Origin of the sequence: Sciscionella sediminilitoris, from assembly GCF_000737195.2 — a bacterium.
In the GTDB taxonomy this organism is placed as follows: Bacteria; Actinomycetota; Actinomycetes; order Mycobacteriales; family Pseudonocardiaceae; genus Sciscionella; species Sciscionella sediminilitoris.
Window position 1 is genome coordinate 1 of sequence record NZ_JALM01000023.1, and the last position, 22500, is coordinate 22500.

The 22500-nt window shown below is 68.2% G+C and carries 23 protein-coding genes; 13 read left to right on the forward strand and 10 right to left on the reverse strand.

Annotated features, from left to right (window positions below; genetic code table 11):
• Window positions 1–3: 3 nt before the first annotated feature.
• Entirely contained in the window at window positions 4–855 is an 852-nt protein-coding gene (locus tag AD72_RS12035) for a LysR family transcriptional regulator (RefSeq protein WP_031466561.1), read from the reverse strand.
• Window positions 856–935: 80 nt separating this feature from the next.
• On the opposite strand from AD72_RS12035, the gene AD72_RS12040 reads away from it, so the two are divergent.
• On the forward strand, window positions 936–1433 hold the full coding sequence (locus tag AD72_RS12040; protein WP_031466562.1) for a cupin domain-containing protein: 498 nt from the start codon (window positions 936–938) through the stop codon (window positions 1431–1433).
• Window positions 1434–1435: 2 nt separating this feature from the next.
• Window positions 1436–1798: a DoxX family protein gene (locus tag AD72_RS12045; protein WP_031466563.1), complete on the forward strand. Its 363-nt coding sequence runs from the start codon at window positions 1436–1438 to the stop codon at window positions 1796–1798.
• Window positions 1799–1829: 31 nt separating this feature from the next.
• Here the strand turns inward: AD72_RS12045 and AD72_RS12050 are convergent, their stop codons facing one another.
• Complete coding sequence (locus AD72_RS12050) at window positions 1830–2549, reverse strand: GntR family transcriptional regulator (RefSeq protein WP_231644801.1); 720 nt, start codon at window positions 2547–2549, stop codon at window positions 1830–1832.
• 210 nt (window positions 2550–2759) lie between these two features.
• Between AD72_RS12050 and AD72_RS12055 the strand changes: the two genes are divergently transcribed.
• Genes AD72_RS12055 through AD72_RS12065 form a run of 3 tightly spaced genes read left to right on the forward strand, consistent with a single transcriptional unit; the run spans window position 2760 to window position 6356 of the window.
• On the forward strand, window positions 2760–4088 hold the full coding sequence (locus AD72_RS12055) for an MFS transporter (RefSeq protein WP_031466565.1): 1329 nt from the start codon (window positions 2760–2762) through the stop codon (window positions 4086–4088).
• Window positions 4089–4143: 55 nt separating this feature from the next.
• The gene (locus tag AD72_RS12060; RefSeq protein WP_031466566.1) at window positions 4144–4671 is read left to right on the forward strand and encodes a 4-vinyl reductase; all 528 of its coding nucleotides are present in this window, start codon (window positions 4144–4146) and stop codon (window positions 4669–4671) included.
• A 26-nt stretch (window positions 4672–4697) separates the two neighbouring features.
• A complete protein-coding gene (locus tag AD72_RS12065; RefSeq protein ID WP_031466567.1) occupies window positions 4698–6356 on the forward strand; it encodes an amidohydrolase in 1659 nt (552 codons plus the stop codon).
• 2 nt (window positions 6357–6358) lie between these two features.
• On the opposite strand, the gene AD72_RS12070 is transcribed toward AD72_RS12065, so the two are convergent.
• Together AD72_RS12070 and AD72_RS12075 are read right to left on the reverse strand one after the other, a co-directional pair.
• Complete coding sequence (locus AD72_RS12070) at window positions 6359–7342, reverse strand: arginase family protein (RefSeq protein WP_037345527.1); 984 nt, start codon at window positions 7340–7342, stop codon at window positions 6359–6361.
• Window positions 7335–8696 (reverse strand): MFS transporter, encoded by a 1362-nt coding sequence (locus AD72_RS12075; RefSeq protein WP_031466569.1) that lies wholly within the window; start codon window positions 8694–8696, stop codon window positions 7335–7337. Before AD72_RS12075 ends, AD72_RS12070 begins: the two co-directional genes overlap by 8 nt.
• Window positions 8697–8850: 154 nt before the next feature.
• On the opposite strand from AD72_RS12075, the gene AD72_RS12080 reads away from it, so the two are divergent.
• From AD72_RS12080 to AD72_RS12090, 3 genes are all read left to right on the forward strand, one after another.
• Window positions 8851–9615, forward strand: coding sequence for an FCD domain-containing protein (locus AD72_RS12080; protein ID WP_051898531.1), 765 nt, complete (start codon window positions 8851–8853; stop codon window positions 9613–9615).
• A 27-nt stretch (window positions 9616–9642) separates the two neighbouring features.
• Complete coding sequence (locus tag AD72_RS12085; protein WP_031466571.1) at window positions 9643–10623, forward strand: sphingomyelin phosphodiesterase; 981 nt, start codon at window positions 9643–9645, stop codon at window positions 10621–10623.
• A 66-nt stretch (window positions 10624–10689) separates the two neighbouring features.
• Window positions 10690–11385 carry a class I SAM-dependent methyltransferase gene (locus AD72_RS12090; RefSeq protein WP_031466572.1) on the forward strand — a complete coding sequence of 232 codons (696 nt, stop codon included), beginning with the start codon at window positions 10690–10692 and terminating at the stop codon, window positions 11383–11385.
• On the opposite strand, the gene AD72_RS12095 is transcribed toward AD72_RS12090, so the two are convergent.
• Genes AD72_RS12095 through AD72_RS12105 form a run of 3 tightly spaced genes read right to left on the reverse strand, consistent with a single transcriptional unit; the run spans window position 11373 to window position 13405 of the window.
• Window positions 11373–12434 (reverse strand): MAB_1171c family putative transporter, encoded by a 1062-nt coding sequence (locus tag AD72_RS12095; protein ID WP_156365149.1) that lies wholly within the window; start codon window positions 12432–12434, stop codon window positions 11373–11375. The genes AD72_RS12090 and AD72_RS12095 overlap by 13 nt on opposite strands.
• Entirely contained in the window at window positions 12431–12952 is a 522-nt protein-coding gene (locus AD72_RS12100) for a hypothetical protein (protein ID WP_051898532.1), read from the reverse strand. Before AD72_RS12100 ends, AD72_RS12095 begins: the two co-directional genes overlap by 4 nt.
• Window positions 12953–12958: 6 nt before the next feature.
• Complete coding sequence (locus AD72_RS12105; RefSeq protein ID WP_051898533.1) at window positions 12959–13405, reverse strand: hypothetical protein; 447 nt, start codon at window positions 13403–13405, stop codon at window positions 12959–12961.
• A gap of 176 nt (window positions 13406–13581) precedes the next feature.
• Here AD72_RS12105 and AD72_RS12110 point away from each other — a divergent pair, with 176 nt between their 5' ends.
• Window positions 13582–14184, forward strand: coding sequence for a GGDEF domain-containing protein (locus AD72_RS12110; RefSeq protein WP_082468897.1), 603 nt, complete (start codon window positions 13582–13584; stop codon window positions 14182–14184).
• A gap of 5 nt (window positions 14185–14189) precedes the next feature.
• Here the strand turns inward: AD72_RS12110 and AD72_RS12115 are convergent, their stop codons facing one another.
• Window positions 14190–15392 (reverse strand): lanthionine synthetase C family protein, encoded by a 1203-nt coding sequence (locus AD72_RS12115; RefSeq protein WP_051898535.1) that lies wholly within the window; start codon window positions 15390–15392, stop codon window positions 14190–14192.
• The gene (locus tag AD72_RS12120) at window positions 15389–18427 is read right to left on the reverse strand and encodes a lantibiotic dehydratase (protein ID WP_031466578.1); all 3039 of its coding nucleotides are present in this window, start codon (window positions 18425–18427) and stop codon (window positions 15389–15391) included. The genes AD72_RS12115 and AD72_RS12120 overlap by 4 nt, the downstream gene beginning before the upstream one ends.
• A gap of 171 nt (window positions 18428–18598) precedes the next feature.
• On the opposite strand from AD72_RS12120, the gene AD72_RS36480 reads away from it, so the two are divergent.
• Window positions 18599–18775 carry a hypothetical protein gene (locus tag AD72_RS36480; RefSeq protein ID WP_156365150.1) on the forward strand — a complete coding sequence of 59 codons (177 nt, stop codon included), beginning with the start codon at window positions 18599–18601 and terminating at the stop codon, window positions 18773–18775.
• Window positions 18776–18903: 128 nt separating this feature from the next.
• Entirely contained in the window at window positions 18904–19707 is an 804-nt protein-coding gene (locus AD72_RS12125; protein WP_156365151.1) for a hypothetical protein, read from the forward strand.
• Here AD72_RS12125 and AD72_RS12130 read toward each other — a convergent pair.
• Window positions 19684–20067, reverse strand: coding sequence for a hypothetical protein (locus AD72_RS12130; RefSeq protein WP_156365152.1), 384 nt, complete (start codon window positions 20065–20067; stop codon window positions 19684–19686). The genes AD72_RS12125 and AD72_RS12130 overlap by 24 nt on opposite strands.
• Window positions 20068–20215: 148 nt before the next feature.
• On the opposite strand from AD72_RS12130, the gene AD72_RS12135 reads away from it, so the two are divergent.
• The gene (locus AD72_RS12135) at window positions 20216–21118 is read left to right on the forward strand and encodes an alpha/beta hydrolase (protein ID WP_037345530.1); all 903 of its coding nucleotides are present in this window, start codon (window positions 20216–20218) and stop codon (window positions 21116–21118) included.
• Between the two features lie 22 nt (window positions 21119–21140).
• Entirely contained in the window at window positions 21141–22499 is a 1359-nt protein-coding gene (locus AD72_RS12140) for an MFS transporter (protein ID WP_063890739.1), read from the forward strand.
• Window position 22500 lies beyond the last annotated feature (1 nt).

Here is a 22500-nt window from a genome sequence, read left to right on the forward strand (position 1 = left end):
GCGTCATTGGCGGTAGGCGGCCGCCGCGAGCCGGACGAACGACCGGATCAGCGGATTGGAGTCATGCCGTTTCCAGGCCAGCAGAACGCGGCTGGGAGGCATGTCGGTCACCGGCACGACGGTGAGCCCCGTGGTGGTCTCGTGGTCCAGGAGTGTCATGCCGACCGTGCCGTTCCAGAGCACGGCCTGGCGGCATTCCTGCACCGCGCGCACCACCGCTCCCTCGCGGGTTTCTCCGCCGTTCCAGTACGACTGCCAACGTGGATCGGTTCCTTCCGGGAACCGGAACCAGCGGCGATCGGCCAGATCGGCCAGCTTCAGCTGCCGGTGGCGGGCGAGCGGATCATCGGAGCGCAGCAGCGCACCGACGGGATCGGCACGCAGTTCGCGCACGGCAAGACCGGTCTCGTCGAACGGCGCCCTGGTCAGGGCGATGTCCACCAAACCGGCGTGCAGCCCGCAGGTGGGATCGGCCAGATCGGCCTCGCGGATGCGGACCTCGGCGTGCGGATGCCGGTCACGGTAGGCATCCGCCAGCCGGAGCACGCCCGGATCGGTGCTGTCCGCGAGGATGCCGATGGTGATGGTCGCCGCCCCCGCCGCGGAAGCCACCCGCAGGCGCGCCCGGTCGGCCCGGTCGAGCAGGGCACGCGCCTCCTCGAGCAGTACCGTCCCGGCCGGGGTGAGCGCGACACCCGCCGGGGACCGGTCGAACAGTGTGGTGCCGATCTCGGTCTCCAGCTGTCTGATCGCCCGGCTCAGCGGCGGCTGGCTCATGTGCAGCCGGGTCGCGGCGCGGCCGAAGTGGAGTTCCTCGGCGACCACCAGGAAATAGCGCAACGTTCGCAGCTCCACGATGCGACGATACCCGCACGGTATCGAGTACACCGGATGGATCTTGGACAGCTCTGGTGCGCGGGCGGTGCAATCGCGGTATGACCGATGAACCGGAAACCAGTCCGGCCGCCGATCCTGCCGTTTCGGTGGTGCGGCCGGAAGATGGCGAGCTGATCGCCCTCGGCGCCACGCGGATGCGTGTCCTGGAGGACGGCGGCACGACCGGGCACCGTCTCGGGATCACCGAGTCCGTCATCCCGCCGCACACTCCCGGACCACCGCAACACCGCCATGCCGAGCACGATGAGGGCTTCTACGTTCTCTCCGGGACGATCCGGTTCACGGTGGGCACCGAGGAACACGACGTCACGGCGGGCACCCTCGTGATGGTGCCGCCGGGGGCGCCGCACACCTTCGCCAACATCAGTGACCAGCCCGCCACCATGCTCACCACCTTCAGCCCGGACCGGTATGTGCAGTACTTCCGCGACTTGCGGGACATGAGCGCCGATGGCCAGACCTTGTCGCCGCAGGCACACATCAGCGTCATGCGGCGGTATGCCACCGAACCCGCCAGCGACTTCGCCGAGCGGTGACCATGAACATCGGGTACTGGATCCTGGCCGGATCGCTGGCGCTTTTCTACCTCTACGCCGGTGGGGCGAAGCTATTCCGCAACCGCGAACAGCTCCAGCCGATGATGGCCTGGGTGGACCGCACTCCGATGCCGGTCGTCCGGCTCCTCGGCACGCTCGAGGTGATGGGCGCTGTCGGGCTGATTCTGCCGCCGCTGACCGGAATCGCGGCCTGGCTGTCCCTGGCCGCCGCCGGTGGGCTGGGCATTCTGCAGATCGGCGCCACCGCCGTGCATCTGGGGCGGGCGGACCGCCGGATCGGGCTCAACATCGCGCTGTTTCTCGCCGCAGCCGGGACCGTGTGGCTGTCCACGACGTGGTGGTGAGTCCGCCATCCCGGCGCGGCCGTGACCCTGCTCAGGCCCCGGCGGCCGGGGTGATCCATTCGCCGGTCAGGTCGATGCCATCGGCCGCGCTGGTGTCGAAGTAGCGCATGATCCGTTCGCGGAAGAGCACGACGTGCCGGGTGGACACTTCCTCGGCCTGTGCGGCGTTCCGATCCCGGTAGGCCTTGATGATCTCGGCGTGATCGGTCCGCACGGCGTCGAAGTGTGTCTTGATGTCCTCGCTGTAGCCGCCGAAGGAGATGAATCCGAGCCGCTGCCCCTGATCGTGGATCTGCCCGGCGAGCCGTTCCAGGTATTCGTTGTCCGCGATCCGCGCTTCGATGCGGTGCAGCCGGGAGTTCGCGGCCGAGACCCCGGCCGGATCGCGCCGTTCCATCTCCTGGTTCACTTCCCGTTCCGCGGCCTCCAGCTCACCGAAATCGCCGTCGGTGATCCGCGCGACCACCAGGTGCGCCACGGCTTTGGCGAGCACGATGTGTGCCTCGAACAAGCGGCTGATGTCGACCAGGTCCAGGGAGCGCACCAGGAAACCGCCGCCCGGTTTCACCAGCACCAGTCCTTCGGAGGCGAGCAGGAACAGGGCCTCGCGGACGGGGGTCCGGCTCAGCCCGAGTTGCTCGGCGAGTCGCAGATCGTCGATCCAGTCCCCCGGCCGGAGCGTCATGGCCATCAACAGCTCGCGAATGTGCTGGTAGGCGGTCTCCATCAAGGTCCGCTGCCGACGTGCCATGCGCTCAGTCTGCCACGCTCCGGAGCGCGCCGGACACGGCTGCCGGACGACAAGGGGGCCTTGCCAAAGCCCGTCCGAACTCTGTATAACAAAAAAATACAAAGAACGGTCCCACTCGGGCCGGCATCGTTCCACGGGACGCGCGACCGCCGGCCGTAACCCGACCTGACGCTCTCCACCAGCGGCGTTTCCGAACGATGGAGGCATTTCATGCCCGACAGCGAGGTTGCCGAACACCCCGATTCCGCTCTGTTACGCCGCGTGGTGATCGCGGCAGCGCTGGGCAATTTCCTGGAATGGTTCGACTTCGCCGTCTACGGCTTCATGGCCACCCTGATCGGCAAGCATTTCTTCCCCTCCGATGACCCGACGACGAGCCTGTTGCAGACCTTCGCCGTGTTCGCGGTCGCCTTCGCGCTGCGCCCGATCGGCGGGCTCGTCTGCGGCGTGCTCGGCGACCGGATCGGCCGCAAACGGGTGCTCTCGCTGACCGTGCTGTTCATCGGCGCGTCCACCACTGTCATCGGGGTGCTGCCGACATACCAGGAAATCGGGATCACGGCGACGCTTCTGCTGTGCCTCGCGCGCGCCGTGCAGGGTTTCTCCGCCGGTGGCGAATATGCGGGCGCCTGCACCTATGTCGTGGAGCACGCCCCCGCGAAACGGCGGGCCCGCTATTCCAGTTTCCTCCCCTCCGGCACCTTCTTCGCCTTCGCGGTCGCGGCCGGGGTTTCCTTCGCCGTCTCCTCGTGGATGTCGCCCGCCGCGCTCGATTCCTGGGGCTGGCGCATTCCGTTCCTGGTCGCGGCACCGGTGGCACTGCTGGGTTTCTACATCCGGCACCGGCTCAGCGAGACCCCGATGTTCCGGAACCTGAGCGCGGACACCCCGGAATCGGCCCCGTTGCGCGGTGCTTTCCGCACCCAGTTGCGCACGATGTTGTTGCTCGGCGGGGTGATCAGCGCCTCCGGGCTGTCGTTCTACACCCTCACCACGTACATGAGCACCTATGTGGAAGTGGTCGGGAAACAGTCGGCCCCGGTCGCGCTGCTGGCCAGTGTGCTCGCGCTGACCTTCAGTGCGGCGCTTTCTCCCTTCGCGGGCCGGATCTCGGACCGGGTGGGCCGGAAGGTGACCGCGGCCGCTGCCGGGATCGCCATCCTGGTCACCGCGATCCCAGCGTTTCTGCTCGCCGGGCAGGATTCGCTCGGCCTGATCGTGCTCGGTCAGTGCCTGCTCGCGATCGGTGTGGTGCTGTCCCTGGTCGCGGTCGCCGTGCTGCTCTCCGAGCTGTTCCCGACCCGGATCCGGTACACCGCATCGGCGCTGACCTACAACATCGCCTACACGCTGTTCGGGGGCACGGCACCGTTCGTCGCGACCTTTCTCATCTCGCAGACCGCGAACCAGCTCTCTCCCGGTTTCTATCTGATGATCGTCAGTGTTCTCGCCCTGGTCTGCGCGCTGTTCATCCCGGAGACGGCGGGCAGCCCGCTGGATCCGCGATCGGAGCGCCGACAGTCCCTCGCACAGCACTGAGCACCGCACTGAGCACCGCACCGATTTCACCGAACACCACCGCAAAGGACTGCCTATGTCCACCGAGATACCCGTTCCCGTCACGGTCGACCCGGAAAACGGGCGCTGGTCCGTCGAGGGAATCCCGATGGTCCTCGTTCCCCGTCACATGATCACGAACAACCTGGCCGCCGCCGAGGAACGACTGGGGCACAACGGATCGGCGAACCTCATCCGGGACGCCGGGTACCGCTCCGCCCAGCAGTGGTGCACCCAGCAGCGCGGCTTCCACGGCTTCTCCCCCGATCGCGTCGTGGCGCACTACCTGGAACAGCTCGGCAACCGGGGCTGGGGACGGTTCCGCATCGAGGAACACACCGGTGAACGGATCCGGGTCACCCTGCGCCATTCCGCGCTCGCCGATCGCACCACGGGCAACGGGACGGGAACCTGCTACATGTTCGCCGCCTGGCTGGAGGGGGCCTTCGACTTCGCCGCCGCGGAAACCGGCCGCCCCCGCTGGTTCGCGTTCACCGAGACCGGCTGCCGCAGCACCGGGGCACCGCACTGCACGTTCCATGGCAAGCCGGTCGAGCAGCACTGATTCGTCACCAGCAGGAAGGACAACGCATGTCACCCACGATCACCGTGTACCCCGCCCGCCGGATCCACACCATGGACCCTGGCCGTCCGGTGGCCACCGCGATCGCCGTCATGGACGGGCGGGTGCTCTCCACCGGAACGCTGGAGTCGATGCGGCCCTGGCTGGACCGGCATGAGTACACGATCGACGATTCCCTGCGGGACAAGGTGATCCTGCCCGGATTCATCGACCCGCACACGCATTTCGCCATGTCCTCCGGTTATCTCGGCGTGCCCTATCTCGGCCCGCTCGAATCGCCGGGACTGTGCTGCTCGAATCCCGGGCTGCCTGCCCGCGAGGACGTGATCGGGAAACTCCGCGAGCTCGACGCCGAAACCCCGGCCGGGGAACCGATCGTGGCCTGGGGCTTCGATCCGGCCATGCAGGGCGGGCATCTGCACCGCGACGAGCTGGACGCGATCGTCCCGGAACGCCCGCTGTTCGTCATCACCTACGCCCCGCACGTCCTCTACACCAACTCCGCCGCGCTGCGCGACCGCCAGGTGCCCGATGACCTCGACGTGCACGGGGTCGGCCGCTATCCGGACGGGCGGCTCGACGGCCGGTTCACCGAATTCGAGGCACACAAAGCGGTCGTGGGCAGTTCCGCGGTCGATCTCGTGCAGGACGCCGGGGAACAGGGACTGCACGCGATGAACCGGCTGGCCACCTCGGCGGGGATCACCACCACCGCGGAGCTGTTGTTCGGGCTCACCGACCCGGACCGGGAATGGCGGCTGCACGATGCCGTGTACAACGCCGCCGATGTTCCGGTGCGGATGGGCCTGATCTCCTATGAGATGACCATGCACGACAACTTCGGCGAACAGGCCGCCGCGACACTGCGCACCTGGCACGAGCACAACAGCCCGACCTTGTTCTTCCACGGCGTGAAGTTCCTCGCCGACGGATCCTTCCCGGCGATGTCGCTGCGCACCAGGTTCCCCGGCTACCTCGACCTGAGCAACGGGGTGCGCAACGACATCCCGTGGCCGCAGCTGCACGAGCGGATGCGGCCCTTCTGGGACGCGGACATTCCCATCCACTGCCACACCAACGGCGACGAGAGCATCGATGCCGCACTGGATGCCTTGGCACGCCTGCAGCACGACCGGCCGCGGTTCGACCACGGGTTCACCTTCGAGCACTACTGCATCAGCAGCACCGACCAGGCCCGCCGGGTCCGCGCCCTCGGCGCACAGGCCAGTGTGAACGCCTACTTCGTGCACTACCGCAGCCAGTTGCACGCCGACCAGGGCTACGGACCCGATCGCAGCGAAGCCGTGGCGCGCCTGGGTTCCCTGGAACGCGAAGGAGTGACGTTCGCGCTGCACTCCGACTACGCGCTCGTCCCGGTCCCGATGAGCCCGTTGACCGCCGCCTGGGTCGCCACCACCCGGATCGGCACCGACAACGCGACCGTGCTGGCCCCCGGTGAGCGCATCGACCGGTACCGGGCGATGCGCGCGATCACCGTGGACGCGGCGCGGATGCTCGGGATGGACCGCGAACTCGGCAGCCTGGAACCCGGGAAGTTCGCGGACTTCGCCGTCCTCGACGCGGATCCCTTCGATGTGCCGGTCGAACAACTGCGGTCCATCCCGGTGTGGGGCACCGTGCTCGGCGGCACCCCGCACCCGGCCTGAGCTCAGGCGGCGCGGCCCTTGCGGGCGAGATAGGCGGGCTGCTCGACGACCCGGCCCATGAACTCCAGTGCGAGCTGGGCGCCGAGCAGCGAGGTGTTGTTCGAGCGCACGTCGAGCATCGGGTTGATCTCCACCACGTCCAGCCCGATCACGTCGGCGTGCCTGGCGATCGCGAACATGGTCTGGCGCAGCTCCTCGAAGCCGAATCCCTCGGGCTCGGCCGAGGCACAGCCGGGCACCAGCGGCATGTCCAGCACGTCGATGTCGACGCTGACATAAACCTTGCCTCCCTTGGGCAGTTCGCGCAGGATGCTCTCCACCCCGGCGCGCCGCAGCCGGTTCACGGTGACCACCGCGTTGCCGCGATCCAGCGACTGCTGCAACGCGGACTTGCTCGTCCGGATGCTCCGGATGCCGACCTGCACCATCCGGTCGACATTGGCGAGGTTGCCAATCTTGAGCATGGGGCTGCCGTTGGCGTTCTCCACCCCGTGCACGAACGGGCGGTAGTCCAGGTGCGCGTCGAAGTGCACGATCGACACCGGTTCCTCATAGGCGCGCACCACGCCGAACGAGACCGCGTGGTCCCCGCCGAAGACCACCGGGATCGCACCGGACTGCAGGATCTCCGAGGTGGCATCGGTGACGTTGCGCATCGTCCCCTCGGGATTGGTGTACAGGATGTCGACATCCCCGCAGTCGACGATGCGCTGATTGCGGCGTTCGTACCGCAGATAGTGCTTGTCCTCGTCCACGTCGTAGAGCCCGGCCGCGTGCTGGATCGCGCCGTATTCGGCGAACCGCACCGACATCTCCCGGATGGCCCGCGGCGCCATCCGGGCACCGGGGTACCACGGCGAGCCTTCGTCACTGGGCACCCCGAGCACCGCGATATCGGCGTCCATATTGCGCATATCGGTCTGCACCGGACTGCGCAGGAACGAGGGGATTCCGACGAAGGGCAGGTTGAGCCTGTCTTCATTCATGATCGGCGGGGATTCCTTTCGGTTGAGTGGCAAGCGTTTTCGCCTTGCCGAGCGGTTCGATACGGCCGACGAGGAACAGGTAGACGAGACAGCCGGCGATGGCCACGAACGCCGCGGACAGCAGCCCCCAGCTGAAGCTGCCGGTCACGCCGTAGAGCCAGCCGATGACCGCGGGGCTGGCGATCCCGGCGAGGTTCGCGATGCCGTTCTGGAACCCCTGGATGGACCCGGCGAGCGACTGGCTCGTCTCCGGCGCGATGTCCACCGGGAGTGCGACGATCGAGGAGGTCGCGAACGTGACACAACCGAAGGACACCGACAACAACACCAGGGCCAGTACCGCGCTCGGGGTGAGATCGGCGAACCCGATGAGCGTGGAACCGAGCATCCCGCCGACGATGCAGGCCTTCCTGGCGAACGTGACCGAGTGCCCGCGCCGGATCAGCGCATCCGAGGCCCAGCCGCCGAGGAAATTGCCCAGAAACGCGACCAGGCCCGGGATCGTGCCGAAGATGCCGAGTTCCAGGAGATTGAAATGCCGCTCGTCGACCAGATAGGAGGGGAACCAGGTGATGAAGAAATAGATGACATAGCTCTGGCAACCGAATCCGATCGCCATCCCCCAGACCGTGCGGCTGCGGAACAGATCGCGCCAGCGGATCCGTGGGCCCGCCTCGGTTTCCGGGCCCGCCTGCTGCCTTCCGGTCCGCGCGCCGCCCTCCTCGATATAGCGCAGTTCCCCTTCCGAGACCCAGCGCTGCGCATGCGGGCTCCGGTACACGTACAGCCACACGGCGGCCCACACGATGCCCAGTGACGCGGTGGCGATGAACGAGCCCTTCCAGCCGAGCCAGGCGATCAGGGCGGTCACCACCGGGACCGCGAGCATGGTGCCACCGCGGGCACCGCTGTCGTAGATGCCGGAGGCGATACCGCGTTCCCGTTTGGGGAACCACTCCTCCACCACCCGAGCGCTCGCGGGGAACGCGCCCGCCTCGCCGATGCCGAGCAGCAGCCGGATGCCGAACAGCGTTCCGATGCCGCGCGCCACAACGGTCGCCGCGGTGAACACCGACCACCACACCACCGCGACCGCGAACATCGCGCGGCTGCCCACCTTGTCGACCAGCCAGCCGAGCGGGAGCTGGAACAGTGAATACGTCCAGAAGAACGCCCCGAGTACCAGTCCGGAAAGTGCCGGATCCAGGTGCAGTTCAGTGTTCAGGTACGGCAGGGCGACCGAGAGATTCGCCCTGTCGATGTAGTTGATGCAGATGGCCAGGAACGCCAGTCCGATGATCAGCCACCGGATCCGTCCACGGCGGCGCGGCGCGGTGTTCCTTGTCGGCGTCATCGAATCCTCCGATGCTGCGAGGGGCGCTGCGGTGCGCCGCGTGTCCGGCGGAGCATGGCGCAGTCCGCATGTGTTTGTCAATATTGACGTACATACGTCAGATATGACCGTGGCTTATACTCATCGTCACCGTGATCGCAGGACAGGGGGGCGGATGGACCGGCTCGACGTCGATACCGCCGTGCTCCGCATGCTCGATCACGCCAGCGGACCGGTCGGCGCGCGCGAGATCCGCAACGGGCTGACCCAGGCCGGGTTCGAACTGTCCGAGGCCACCGTCAGCAGGCGGCTCCGCGAACTCGACGCGCGCGGGGTCACCGAACCCGTCGAACGCAAAGGACGCGTGCTCACCGAGGACGGCAGGGCCCAGGTGCGTGCCCGGCTGCGCGGACTCGAACACACCGACCTGCTCGGCCGCGCCATCGACGTGCGCACCGGGCAGGACGTGCTCAACCTGCTCCGGGCCCGGCGCGCCGTGGAACCCGAGGCGGTGCGCGGGGCGGCCGGATTCGACGCCGAGGTCATCGATGCCCTGCGGCAGAGCCTCGCCGAACACCGGCGCGCACTCGAGCACGGCGGGCCGATTCCCCGCCAGCTCGTGCTCGACTTCCACCGCACCGTCACCGAGGCCAGTGCCAACCCGCTGATCTCCGCCATGATCCGGATGGCGCTCGATCCCGCGCTCGATCACGTCGAGGCCGCGCTCGATGTCATCCTCGAAGCACGGCACACCAGTGCCGAGAGCATCGCCGAACACGCTCGGATCGTCGAGGCACTTGCCGCGGGCGAGCACGACCGCGCCGCCACAGTGATGACCGAACACCTCGACCGGCTGATCAGCGAGACCGCCGCGTTCATCGACCGCTACGAACCGGACCTCGTGGACCGCCTGCTCGCCTCGGCCCGTAAGCCCTCGTAATCCCCACCGAAGATCGAAGAGGTTCCCATGAACTGGAAAAGAATCCGCATCGCAACATTCTCCGTCGCGATCCTGTTGCTGATGACCACCGGCGCATCGAGTGCGGCGGAAGCGGATTCGCCCTCTTCCGATTTCGCGAACAGTTACTCGATCATGAACTACAACATCCAGCAGCTGCCCCGGATCGCCGACCCGAGGCCTGCCGTCAAGGACCGGAACGCCCGGGCTGCCGAACAGGTCATCCGGGACGAAGGCAGCGATGTCGTGGTGCTGAACGAGGCCTTCAGCGTGGAAGCAGCGAAGCTCGCCGAGCGGTTGCGCGATGTCTGGAAGTACCAGACTCCCCTGGTCGGGCTCAGCTGCACGGACGACGGGCAGTGGACGTCGATGGAGGGGAACTGTTCCAGGAGCCTGATCGTCACCAGCGGCGGGGTCAGGCTGCTGAGCAAGTACCCGATCACCGAACAGCACCAGCTCGTCTATGTGAACTCCAACTCGAAGACCTGGGACTACAAGGCGAACAAGGGTGCCGCGCTGGTCCGCATCGAGAAAGACGGCGGATCGTTCTGGGTCGCGGCGACGCATCTGCAGGCCGACGAGAATGACCTCGAAGCCACCAGGAAAACTCGAAGCGCCCAGCTGGCCGAACTGAAGGAATTCATCGGAAAACACGCGGAAAACGAACCGGTGACGGTTTCCGGTGACCTGAACATCCCTTACCGGGCCGACCTGGAAAAGAAGTACTCGGACACCGAGTACAAAGAGGCACAGCGGACACTCGGTGCCGCATTGGACACCGCCAAGAAACCGCCGTACACCTACGACGCCACCATCAACGAAACCGTGCGCAAGGGCTACCCCTCGACCCACGAAAGCCTCGACTACATCGGCGGCATGACCGGGGCCCGTTTCGCCCCGGAAAAGGTGAGCGGCACGCACATCCTCGGCTATCCCGAGGGTTCGGCGCCGTCCGATCACCAGCCCCTTGTCGCCACGGTGCGGTACTGACCGCGGCCGGTTCACCGCTGGCGTAATCCCTCGCGACCGCCGCCGGTTCCGCGGTGCAATGGTCCGGTGGCGGCGGGATACGACGAGATAGCGGACTGGTACGCCGAACAGTTCCACGACACCCAGCACGGCGAGCCCGGGCACGACCCGCTCGGTATCGGCCGGGCACTGCGTGAACTACTCGGGGGCGGGGACGGCGGGATGTGCCTGGAAATCGGCTGTGGCACCGGGATCCACGCCGCCCTCGTGCGAGAACTGGGCTGGGCTCCCCTCGGCATCGACCTGTCCGCCGGAATGCTGCGCCATGCCCGCGGGCGGCTGCCGATCGCACGAGCCGATGCCGCCCGGCTGCCCATCCGGGACGACAGCATCCCTGCCGCACTCGCCGCGATGGTGCACACCGATATGCCCGGATACCTCGGCGTGCTCACCGAAGTGGCCAGGGTGCTGCGGCCGGGCGGGGTTTTCGTGCACATCGGGGTTCATCCATGCTTCTGCGGCGGATTCGCCGACCGCAGCGACCCCGAGGCCGTGGTGCTCCGTCCCGGTTATCTCGACGTCCACTGGACCAGGGAATCGTGGACCGACAAGGGAATCCGCGACAAGGTGGGCGCGGCACACCGGCCACTGCCCGAACTGCTGAACGCCTTCCCGGCCGCCGGGCTGACACTCGAACGGTTCACCGAGGGCGGATCCCCGCTCCCGGTGACCCTGGCGGTCAGAGCTCGCAACCGCGGCACCGAGGGCATTCAGACCGGCTGATCGACGCGGCCGGTCGCCGATTGCCGCCGCAGCGCCCGGGAAAGCTCCACCATCTCGTCCAGCGCATCGGTCCAGCTCTGCGCGTGCAGGAAGACGGCACCGACCGGATGGCTGCCTTCGGATTCGGCGTTTTCCGCCGCACGCGACAACTGTAGCGCTCGCTGGTCGTATTCCTCGCGGGCGAATTCCTCGGTATTGGTGATGTGCGGGGAAAGCCGGACCAGACCGTCGAAGCATTCCACGACCCGGCGGGTGTGCGCGAGGTGCGCGCCCGAGGGCAACAGCAGCATCCACCTGCCGGTCGGTGTGCTTCGCCGGTCGTGGGTGGACGGGAAGGCCTGGTGCAGGAGCTGCCACAGGGGTTCGAGCGCGCGATAGCTGCTCCGGCAGTGGTACCAGTACCGGATCTTGCGAGTGACGATGACCAGACCGATCACGAGCAGCCCGAGCACGAAGACGGTACCGGACACCGATTGCCCGAAGTCCGCGATACGAGCCAACGAGGCCGGATACACCCCGCTCTGCATCATCACGCGCACCACGCACAGCACGACGTCGTCCACGACGAGCAGAGCCAGCCCGAGGATCGCTATCACGAGCCCGATGGTCTGGACCCGCGCGGTCCGGCGAACCAGACGAGCAGCTTCCCGGATCGCGAACACGCATCCGATCGCCGAATAGGCGCGGGGCACCAACGGGTCCTGCACCGCTTTCGGAAGATTCGGTACATCGGCCGGGGTAGTGGTCGGCAACACGAAAACGAGGACCACGGCGATGAGGAACAGTCCCGCCTGCGCGAGCAGGTAGTTGCGGACACCGTCGCGAGCCGCGAGCGCGAAGCCCACGATCGCGGCGAAGACAACGGCCATCAGTACGATGCTCTGCCACCGCACGGACAGCCCGGCCGTGGCTGAACCAACCGCGGCCACGAAGAAGATCGCCACGAAGGCGCCCAGGATCCGGTTGCGCGGATTCCGGATCAACCGGATCGTCAGCCAGATGAACCCGATCCAGCTGACCGCCAAGAAGACCATGGAGGGCACGCTCATCGGATGGCCAGCTCCCCCAGCAGCGCCTTGTCGAACTCGCGCACCGTGGCATCCGATGGCGGGGCCACCCGCATGACCCGCTGATCCCACTGCCCGATCATGTCGGCGAAGACCTCGGCCTCGTGTTCGTGCGCATCGTCGTAGCAGGACCGGCGGAGCACCGCCTGAATGAAGCTCGCCGGTACCGCGGGGAAAATCGTCTGCAGTGCCTCACGATCCACTTCATCGCTGGTGTGTTCCAGCAGCACGTGCCCGAGTTCGTGCAGCAGGATCGTCCGCTGGTGCGGTGGAATCGTCGCCGACTGGTACAGGATCCAGTCCTCGTCGTAGCTGAGCCAGAGCCCGAACACATCGGTGCGCAGCGGATAGGCGACGAACTTCAGCGGTTTGCCCCTGCGTTTCTCGATGGCCTGGCGCAGCTGTTCGAAATCCAGCGGCGGATGCACGTCGAGCCGTTCGAGCTCGGCACGGCACCAGCGCGCCAGCTTCCGCCTGTGCTGCCTGTCCTTCGGTTCCACGCCCGGCTACTCCGTTTCCTTCCGACGTCTGCCGTGCCGTTCCTGCTGCAGCCGTTCGACGTGTTCCATCGCGTCCAGCAGCCCCTCGGGGGAAAGCTTGTCCGCGCGCCCGGCCACCTTCCGGAGCCTGCTGTCCCGGACCTTGGCCAGTAACCTCAGCTGTGCCGCGATATCACGTGCCGCGTCCTCGTCGACGAACCACGAGACACTGACCCCGAAGAACTGCGCCAGGATCGCCGCGTTGTTGAGGCTCGGATTCCGGCTGCGCCCCTCCCGCAGCTGCCAGACACTCACCCGGCTCACGTAGTTCCCGTGCTCCCCGCACCAGTCGGATACTTCCTGGTTGGTGTATTCGCGCCCTTCGGGGTGCCGGTAGAGATGGAAAAGCAGGTTCAGCAAGACCGAGAACGGCGGCTTGTCCGGTCCGGCCGCCGTGTCCGCATTGGCTGCCATCACGCCACCTCCCTCGCATCGCCGGTCACGGTACGACACGAAGCTCGTTAACTCCAGTTACGGAACCCGATTCCACACGATCGCACTCCCCCACCTGAGGTGAGTGCCCTATCGGCTCTTGCCGCCCTCGTTAACTGGATTTACATTGCAGCTCAGCGCACATTCGGAGGGAGTTCATGTCATCTGACCATGTGATGCTGGGCAGCTGTTGTGGCACGTGCGGGCAGATCGTCGGCATCGACAGCCGCACCGGACTCCTCAATTGGGACGCCTGGCGCGAACGGGCCGAACAGACCCTGAACCGGACCCAAGCCCCCGTCGCACTGCTGTTCTGCGACGTGGACAACTTCAAAGCCGTCAACGACACCTTCGGACATCAGGCCGGGGACACTCTGCTCCGCTCCATCGCCTTCGGCATACAGCACGCTACCCGGCTCAACGACCTGGCGGGACGCTACGGAGGGGACGAGTTCGTGCTGCTGCTTCCCGGTGATGACAACGGAACCGCGGTCGCGCACCGGATTCGCGAACACGTGCGGCGGATCTCGGTCGGCCCGCCCAAGGCGGAAAGCGAGGCCCCTGCGCTCGGCACCGGACTCTCGATCGGAGTCACCACCCGCGCGCTGACCGAGCAGACCTCGCTGGACGAGTTGATCCGGCGCGCGGATTCCGCCATGTACCAAGCGAAACGGGCCGGTGGCGATCGGGCCGTGACGGGATCGGCCGCACCGCCCCGGGAGGGAAACCTGCTGCTGCACCCGGTACGGGAACGGTTCTGACCCGTTCATCCGATCAACAGCACGCCATCCCATCCGCTCGGTGGCGGGGCACCGTTGCGGTAGGTGTGCAGGGCGAGCGCGGCTCCGGCGGTACCGGTCAGCAGACCGGGATCCTGTTGCCCGTCGTGGGTCAGCGTTGCCGCGGTCCGTTCGGCGAGCCGGTCCGCCGCAACGCCGAGCGCACAGGCGGGATCATCGGCCCGCATCCGGACGGCGAGGTGCAGCAGACCGGCCGTACCGTGGCACAGCCCGGTTTCGGGTCCCGGTTCCGGCAGTTCCCGCATCGCCTGCCTGGCCAGCGCGAGCCAGTCCGGCCGGTTCGCGGCCAGCCCGGCGAGCTGCACCGCGCGAGCCACACCGGGGGCGCCGTAACACCACGCCGTCCGGGAACGCGGCAGCTCGGCGGGACCTTCGGTGTAGTCGGCGAGATCCAGCGCGGCGGGCCAGTATCGGCCGTGTTCATCGATTCCCGACCAGGCGCGCAGGAACTCGACGATGGTCTCGGTGGCTTCGCCGTGCCCCGGCACGCACACCCCGTGCCGCCAAGTGAGAGCCAACAGCGCGAGCGGACCGGGAATACCGTGCGCCATACCGAGATTGGCGTGCCCGGAACCGGGCGGCGCGCCAGGATCCGGCGCACAGGCCACCCACCAGCCAGGCAGGCGCCGCTCGGTGATCGGCCGCAGGAGCAGGCGGTAGTACTCGAGAATCTCCCGCAGCAGCGCCTCCGCCTCCGCGCTGACCAGGCACCTGCGCAGCAGATACCTGCCCAGTCCGGTCAGCCCGGCGACCAGATCGAAGCGCGTGCTGTCCCACGCCATCGCCCCGGCGGCCAGCCGATCGTGTTCCTCGTCGAGCAGTACGCGGACGATCCGGAACACCGCGGTGTCCAGCCCGGCGAGCAAGGCAGCGTACTCCCCCTCGTGCTGCGCGGCGGCACTCGCGGCGAAGGCCAGTGCGGGCACACCCGCGGCCAGGGTGTGCCTGCCGGTACCGGACAGCGCGGCGTTGGCGGCCGCGAGATACCGGTGGGCGACCGGACGCAGTTCCGGCTCGAAGTGACCGAGTTCGGCGTAGCACAACGCAATCCCGAGCTGACTGTCCAGCGTCGGCCAGCGGGCACCTTCCGGACCGGGCGGGCAGGTGGCCGCCGGATCGGCCAGCCGCTCGGTGGCAGCGGCGAGTGCCACGTCGAACCGTGAGCTCATGCGCGACCGGCCCGGGCACGTCCGCGATAGGCCGCGATCACCCTGTTGGCAACGGAATTGGCCCGCTGTTCGGTTTCCCGGTCGATCCCTGCCAAGCGGTTGTGGTGCATGTGCAGGATGCCGTCGACCGCGCCGCGCTGCCGTTCGCCGTCCGCTTCCGCGCGCAGCGCCTCGGCGTAGTCCCGGATGGCCGGTGCCCGGTCCGCGCAAGCGGCACGGATCGCGGCGGCAGGGGTTCCCGGCGGTGCCGCGGAAAGCCCGAGCGCCAGTTCGGTCGCCTGGCGGACGTGCCGGTGCATGCCCTCGTAGTGCTGGACGGCGCTGCCGCGATACCAGTCGGTCCAGTCCGGGTCCATCGAGCGGAGCAGATCCACGAAGTTCACCGCGACCAGCACCTCGGGTGGCAGCGGCTCGGCCGGACCGTCCAGCAACGGAAGCTGGGCCAGCACGGCCGCGCTGTCCGCGCCGAACGCGTGCTCGGCGGCCGCCAGCACGGCGGGGCCGCCGTACCGATCCTGTTCCGGTTCATAGGTGTCGATGGTGAGCTTGCGGAGCAGGCCGCAGGTGCGCAGTTCCGCGGCCCAGTCGTGCAACCGCGGGAGCAGCTGCCGGTTGAGCGATTCCGCCGGGCCGTGGAACCGCAACCGCACATGTGGATCAGGATCGGCGTAGCGGATGAAGAACCAGCGCGGTTCGCCCACTCCGGTAAGCAAGCGCGGCAGCTGCGCGGTGAGCAGTTCGTGGTGCCGTTCCGGCCTGCTGTACAGCTTCGCGAACAGCCACTCACCGCCGGGCGGGGTGGCTGTCCGGGTGCTCGCACGCCGCCCGGCGCAACGGGTTTCGGCCCGGGCGCCGCGGCGGGCGCGCAGTGGCACCACGATCTCGCTGGCATGGCCGTGCAGCCAGTCCAGTTCGGACTCGTCCCGGTGCGCGGTCTCCACGAGGACCAGTTCGGGTTTGCGGCGCAGTTCATCGCACAGCAGCCGCCGGTGCAGCGGCCGGCTCAGGTCCAGTTCGACGCCGTGATCGGACTCCCGGACCTGCACCTGATCCGGAACACCGAACTGCTTCCGCCAGCGCGCGACCTCGGCGTCCCAGTCCGTCCCGTTCCGCGCCGCCTCGGCGAGACCGGGCGAGGGCCGCCAGCGCGCGGGCGCGAGCACCGTACGGCCGTGGCGCACCCTCGGCAGGTAGGGCAGGCAGTCCAGGCCGCCCCAATGCCAGGGCGAGAGGGTGCGGGTGCCGTACCGGGAGAGTTCGCGCACCAGGCGGACCGCGTTCGGAGCGTGTTTGTCGGTGTCGAGCATCTGCGGGCACACCACGGTGATCGGCCGTCCATCGCGCAACGAGACCACGAACAGTCCATTGTGGTCGGCGGCGATCCCGATGTCCTCGACGCCGAGCACATCCGGACGGCCACGATCGTCGAAGGTTCCGAACGCCAGGGTGTGTTCCACCGCGCGGTCCACCCGCAGGATGTTGACGTGCCGGGCCGCCGTCGGTTCGAAATTCGGCTGACCGTACAACCGCCCGTTCCCGTCCCCGGCCTGCACCGCGGCGGGTTCGCCGCCTTCGGTGAGATAACCGAACCGGCCGAACAGCGCACCCGTCCCGTTGGCCATCGCGGACGCGCAGACCAACCGGAAATCGCCCCGCTCGATCGCGGCCACCGACGGGGCGAGCAGTTGGAAGGTCAGCTCGGCGGTATCCGGTCCGGGAGCCGGATTCCCGTTCGGGGCAAGGGTTTCCATGGTGTCCTCGTCCAGCACGATCTCCCCGGAGCCGGAGAACAGCGCCTGCTGCACGAGCTCGCCACAGAGCCGGTCCCAGCGCCGGTCCTCCTCGGCTCCGGGCACGGTGAACCGGCTGACCGGCGGTTGCCGGTACCCCGCGGGCGGGCCGATGCCCCGCTCCGGATCGAGCACCTCCTTGACCGGGACACCACCGCCGATCCCGTATGCGTCGACGAAGGCGTAGTACCACTGCGTGAGGTGCGCGGGTGCGCCCTCCGGCGGAGACAACCGCAATAGCGTCGCGGCCGCCGATTCGGCCTCCCGGGCCACTATCGGCGGCAATCGCAACCGCGCGTCGGCGCGCAGATCGACCTGGAGCGGGGTGGCGCGGGCCGGGTGCAGTTCCCGCGCCGCGGAGCTCGCCGCGTTCCAGGCTGCCCGTCCCGCACCGAGTGGTGCCGCGGCGTAGTCCGCGAACAGGCCGGCGATCCGGTGCAGCTGCCCGGTTTCCGGTGCCGGGGTACGGTCCAGAACCGTCAGCGCCGCGCGCATCGGGTCGGCTGCGGTGACCGTCGCGGACAGCTCCGTCCGCAGCAGCCCTGCCTCGACAAGGCCGAGCACCAGAGCCTGCGCCCGGTCCGCGCCCGCGCCAGGAAAGGCCTCGGTGATCCGGTCGAGCAGCGCGGCGCACTCGATCGGGGCGTGCGCCGCCGACAGTGCCGCCCGCACGGGTGGAGTGGCCCGCACCGACTGTTCCTGCGCCGGCTCGGTACCGGGACCGCGGCATCCGAGGTACGGCAGCACGAACCGCCCGGCCCGCTCGAAAACGAGATCGTTCGCGCACACGCGCAGACACCGCAGCACTTCGGGCCGCCGCTGCAGTACGGCCAGCACCGCGGTGAACCACTCACCGTCCGGCCGAACCCCCTTGTGATGGGCCGTCCCGATCTCCGCCTCGGCCCGCTCGGCGAACTCCCCGACCGCTACTCCGGCGAGCACCCCGAACGGCGTCGGGCGCCCGCTCATCCGCAACAGGTACCGGCACGCGGCGTACGCGGCACGGCGCAGCTGCCCGGAACTCACCTCCGCGCCCGCGTCCAGCCTGCGCAACACGGTGGCCAGCGACTCGCTGGAGACCTCGACCGCCTCCCGGACCACCGGATCTGCGACCACCGCGCGCAGCAGCCGCTCATCCTCGACCGGTTCGTCATCGCCGTACGGCAACCTGCCGCTGCTGTGCGGTAATACCGGTGTCCGCAAGTAGACGACCCCGAATGCGGAAAACCGTTCTTCCGTGCGCACCCAATCCCCTCACGAACCTTCGGCGCCGCCATGGCGCTCCTCTCGCAATACCGAACCATTCTTGTCAAGGGGACCGAATCGAGCCGATAGCGAATCCGGGATGCTCGTGCCATCATGGCGAAGCCATCGCGATCGGCACGACAAGAACACCTGCGATGAGAGGTTGGGGATATGCAAGACACACTCGATTCCCGTGCTCAGGGCGAACTCGACATGTTCGACCTCGAGCTGAAGGTCGTTCCCGCGGACGTGCAGCAGGTCGGATCCGCCTACGCGGATCCCTCCTTCAGCAGCTGTCCGGAGTGCAACAACCCGAGCTGGAAGTGCAGCCCGCCGTTCCGCGGCTGACCGGGTAGAAAACCCCGGCAATAACGGGCCGATCGCCCGTATTCCGATCCGTGCCTGATGCCGGAATCGAAACCGGGGAAAGTTCTAGGGAAATCCCGCAAATCCGCGGGCGGACGACACAGTTGCCGGTGGCCGGGAAATTCCCGGCCACCGGCGGCTTCGACTGGGAAACCATCCGGATGCAGACCGAGGAACACCCCACCGAGCGGGATCTCGTCGACGGCTGGGCGATCGGGCCCACGGTCCGGATACGCCAGGCCCGGCCGGAGGATCTGCCCGGGCTTCCCGGGATCCTGGCGCTGGCCGGGGTTCCGCTGCTCAGTGGTGTCCGGCGAGCCGTACAGGATGGCCTGGCCGGGTCCGCGCTGCGTGCCGGGCTGCGCGGCGGAACGCGGGCATTCCACGCGGCAACCGGCCCGGTGCTCGGGGACGCCGAACGGGCGGTCAGCGAGGTGACCCCGGCGGTGAGCCTGGTGCTGGTCGCGGAATCCGCGCGGCACGGCCTGGTCGGCGGACTGATGGCACTGCCGCCGGTCTACCTGCTGCCGTACCTCTGCCAGGGCACCGGAGCCGAACGGGATCGCGAGCAGTGCCGCACCCTGTTGCTGCGCTGCGCCAAGATCCAGGCCATGGCGGTCACCGAGCGGGCACGGGGTAGCCGCATCGGCGCCGCCATGCTGCACCGTTGCAGCGCCGTGTACCGCGCCTGCGGGCACCGGTTCGTCTACGGTCAGACACCACCGGACCGCGATCCTGGCGAGTACTACCGCCGGGAAGGATTCCGCGTCCTCGAACCCGGCGAGCCGCTGGACCTGGAACCCGCCTGTGGCCTCCGTACCCGGCTCGAGCCCGGGGCCACCGAACGCATTTGCCTGTTCCTGCGATCGCCATCCGATGACCGGACCCGGTCAGGCCCGGGAAGCGGTGCGTAGCCTGGCGAGTGCGATGGCCTGAACGCCCGCGAAAGCCGCGACGTCCACGGCGATGGCCACGAGCGCGAACACGGCGAGAAAACCCGGCGCGGTCAGGGAAATCCCGGCCATCGCGAGCGCGGCGGCCAGATTGGCGATCAGCACCACGCGCAGCGCGCGGTGCAGCGGGAGCCGCGCCACCATCCAGATCACCGCCGCCGACCAGGCGATCACCGCGCCGCCGAGGATCGCGATGGCGGTGACCGGAAGCGGGATCACATCGGCGACGTACGGGGCGGCGAACAGGAACGCAAGCCCGAGCAGCAGGCAGTATCCCGCGTCCAGCCGGAGCGTCACGACCCCGAGAGTGCGACCAGTCATACCGCCCAGTCTAGGAAGAACCGCGCCTACGGGTAAAGATCACTGTTGCGGACACGGCAACAAGGATTGTGCTCATGCGCACGGCGGGTCGATGATCCCCCGCCGTGAGCGAGGAGCACACCGATTCCTCGCACGACAGGAGGATCCCGTGACCACCCGACCCTTGCCGTTCTTCTCGAGCGGACTACGCCTCGACGCCGATCTGCACCTGCCCGAGGACGGCGGCGAGCACGCGCCCTATCCGGTGGTGCTCGCCTGCTCCGGCTATCAGGGGCAGAAGACCATCCACCCGGAACGATTCGCCCGCGCCCTCAATCCCCTCGGTTACGCCGTTCTCGCGTTCGACTACCGCGGATTCGGGCTCAGTGAAGGGGAACGGGGCAGGCTCGTACCGCAGGAATGGGCCGAGGACGTGCGTGCGGGCATCGACCGGATCGGCACCGTGTCCGAAGTGGACGCCGGACGCCTCGCACTCGTCGGCTGGGGACTCGGCGGTGGCGTGGTCGTCGCCGAGGCCGCCGAGGATCCGCGGGTGCGCGCGGTCGCCTGCCTCAACGGGATCGCGGACGGAACCCGGTCCACCCGCAATATGCACGACGAGGCGAGCTGGGCGGACCTGCTGCACCGGATCGAGGCCGATCGGGGCAGGCGGGCCAGCACCGGACGTTCCGAGCTCGCCGACCCGTGGGACATCGTGCGGCTCAATCTGGACGACCGCACCGATGGCTACGTCGGCGCCGAGCTGTACAAGACTCCGGGATTCGGCAGCGGAGTCACCCTGGAATCGGCGGATTTCCTGCTGCGGTTCGCTCCGGAACAGGTGGTCGAGCGGATCTCGCCGCGACCGCTGCTCGTACTGCACGGTGCGCACAACGACCTGCACAAGCCGGTCGAGGCACAGGCGATGTACGAGCACGCGCGCGAGCCGAAACGCCTGGAACTGCTCGAAGGGCGCGGGCACACCGAGTGGATGTTCGATGACGACCCCACCTTCAAGCACGTGGTCGATGTGCTCGACGAATTCCTCGGCACCGCGCTGATCGCCAGCTGAGAACCCGGAAAAGGAGGTCGCAATGGCCGCGACCCGGCGAATGCTGCGCAAACTGACCACCGCAACCGTGTGGGGCCAGGGACTCGACGGCTATGACCTCGGGGTGATCAGTGTGGTCATGCCCATGGTCGTGCTGCACCTGCACATGTCCCCGGTGTGGGCCGGGCTCATCGGCGCCTCCTCGCTGATCGGGATCTTCTTCGGTGGGCCCGTTTTCGGCATGCTCACCGACCGGTTCGGCAGGCGTACCACCTTCACCGTCGATCTGGTGCTGTTCCTGATCACCGCGCTGCTGCAGGTTTTCGTCACCGATCCGGCGCAGTTGTTCGTCATCCGGCTGGTCATGGGGATCGCGATCGGCGCCGAATACGCCATCGGGGCCACGATGCTCGCCGAGTTCTCCCCGGCACGCGGGCGTGGGCGGCGCATCGCCGGACTCGAGGTCGCGTGGTTCGCCGGTTACCTGGCCGCGGTCGCGATCTCCTACGGGTTGCTCGATCTGGCCGGTGTCTCGTGGAACTGGGTGCTGGCCACCGGGGCACTGCCCGCGCTGTACTGCCTGATCGTCCGGCGCGGACTGCCCGAATCCCCGCGCTGGCTGCTTTCCCGCGGCCGGACCGAGGAAGCCCGCGCGATCATCGATACCTACCTCGGCGGGCAGGCCGCCTACCGGGGCGAGGACTTCCACGGCGAACGGCCGAGCCTGTCCAGGGGCACACTGCACGCACTGTTCGCGCCCGGGCAATGCGCCCGGACGGTGTTCGCCTGCGTGTTCTACGCCTGCCTCGTCGCACCGTACTTCGCGATCTTCACCTTCGCCCCGAGCGTGCTCGCGACACTGCACCTCTCCGATCCGGCCGCGGGCACCATCACCGTCAACGCCCTCGCCGCCTGCGGAGCGCTGGCCGGGATGCTCGTGATCGAACGGATCGGCAGGCGCAGACTGCTCATCGGCCCGTTCTGGATCATGGCCGCCTGCCTGTGCCTGGTCGGAATCTGGGGCCAGGCACCGGGAATCATCGTCGTCGGCTGCTTCGCCGTGTTCGCCTTCTTCAACGCCGCGTCGAGCGATCTGACCCCGGTCTATCCGGCCGAACTCTTCCCGACCGAGATCCGCACCACCGGGACCGGGCTCGCCGCCGCGGCCAGCCGGATCGGCGCGGCATTGGGCACCTTCGCCCTGCCGAGCGGGCTCAACACCATCGGCGTCGGGCCGAGCATGCTGATCGCGGCGGGAATCTGCGTCATCGGCGCGGTGACCGCACAACTGCTCGCCCCCGAGACCACCGGGCTCACCCTGACCAGGGCGACCCGCCCCGGCATGCAGCCGCTGACCACCGAACCGCCGCACAGCACGGATTCCCGCTCCGCGAACCACTGAG

What these genes read in the sequence shown, in the direction of transcription:
- AD72_RS12040 (WP_031466562.1), top strand. Translation starts at nt 936, where the DNA reads ATGACCGATGAACCGGAAACCAGTCCGGCCGCCGATCCTGCCGTTTCG.
- AD72_RS12045 (WP_031466563.1), top strand. Translation starts at nt 1,436, where the DNA reads ATGAACATCGGGTACTGGATCCTGGCCGGATCGCTGGCGCTTTTCTAC.
- AD72_RS12050 (WP_231644801.1), bottom strand. Translation starts at nt 2,549, where the DNA reads ATGGCACGTCGGCAGCGGACCTTGATGGAGACCGCCTACCAGCACATT.
- AD72_RS12055 (WP_031466565.1), top strand. Translation starts at nt 2,760, where the DNA reads ATGCCCGACAGCGAGGTTGCCGAACACCCCGATTCCGCTCTGTTACGC.
- AD72_RS12060 (WP_031466566.1), top strand. Translation starts at nt 4,144, where the DNA reads ATGTCCACCGAGATACCCGTTCCCGTCACGGTCGACCCGGAAAACGGG.
- AD72_RS12065 (WP_031466567.1), top strand. Translation starts at nt 4,698, where the DNA reads ATGTCACCCACGATCACCGTGTACCCCGCCCGCCGGATCCACACCATG.
- AD72_RS12070 (WP_037345527.1), bottom strand. Translation starts at nt 7,342, where the DNA reads ATGAATGAAGACAGGCTCAACCTGCCCTTCGTCGGAATCCCCTCGTTC.
- AD72_RS12075 (WP_031466569.1), bottom strand. Translation starts at nt 8,696, where the DNA reads ATGACGCCGACAAGGAACACCGCGCCGCGCCGCCGTGGACGGATCCGG.
- AD72_RS12080 (WP_051898531.1), top strand. Translation starts at nt 8,851, where the DNA reads ATGGACCGGCTCGACGTCGATACCGCCGTGCTCCGCATGCTCGATCAC.
- AD72_RS12085 (WP_031466571.1), top strand. Translation starts at nt 9,643, where the DNA reads ATGAACTGGAAAAGAATCCGCATCGCAACATTCTCCGTCGCGATCCTG.
- AD72_RS12095 (WP_156365149.1), bottom strand. Translation starts at nt 12,434, where the DNA reads ATGAGCGTGCCCTCCATGGTCTTCTTGGCGGTCAGCTGGATCGGGTTC.
- AD72_RS12105 (WP_051898533.1), bottom strand. Translation starts at nt 13,405, where the DNA reads ATGGCAGCCAATGCGGACACGGCGGCCGGACCGGACAAGCCGCCGTTC.
- AD72_RS12110 (WP_082468897.1), top strand. Translation starts at nt 13,582, where the DNA reads ATGTCATCTGACCATGTGATGCTGGGCAGCTGTTGTGGCACGTGCGGG.
- AD72_RS12115 (WP_051898535.1), bottom strand. Translation starts at nt 15,392, where the DNA reads ATGAGCTCACGGTTCGACGTGGCACTCGCCGCTGCCACCGAGCGGCTG.
- AD72_RS36480 (WP_156365150.1), top strand. Translation starts at nt 18,599, where the DNA reads ATGCAAGACACACTCGATTCCCGTGCTCAGGGCGAACTCGACATGTTC.
- AD72_RS12130 (WP_156365152.1), bottom strand. Translation starts at nt 20,067, where the DNA reads ATGACTGGTCGCACTCTCGGGGTCGTGACGCTCCGGCTGGACGCGGGA.
- AD72_RS12140 (WP_063890739.1), top strand. Translation starts at nt 21,141, where the DNA reads ATGGCCGCGACCCGGCGAATGCTGCGCAAACTGACCACCGCAACCGTG.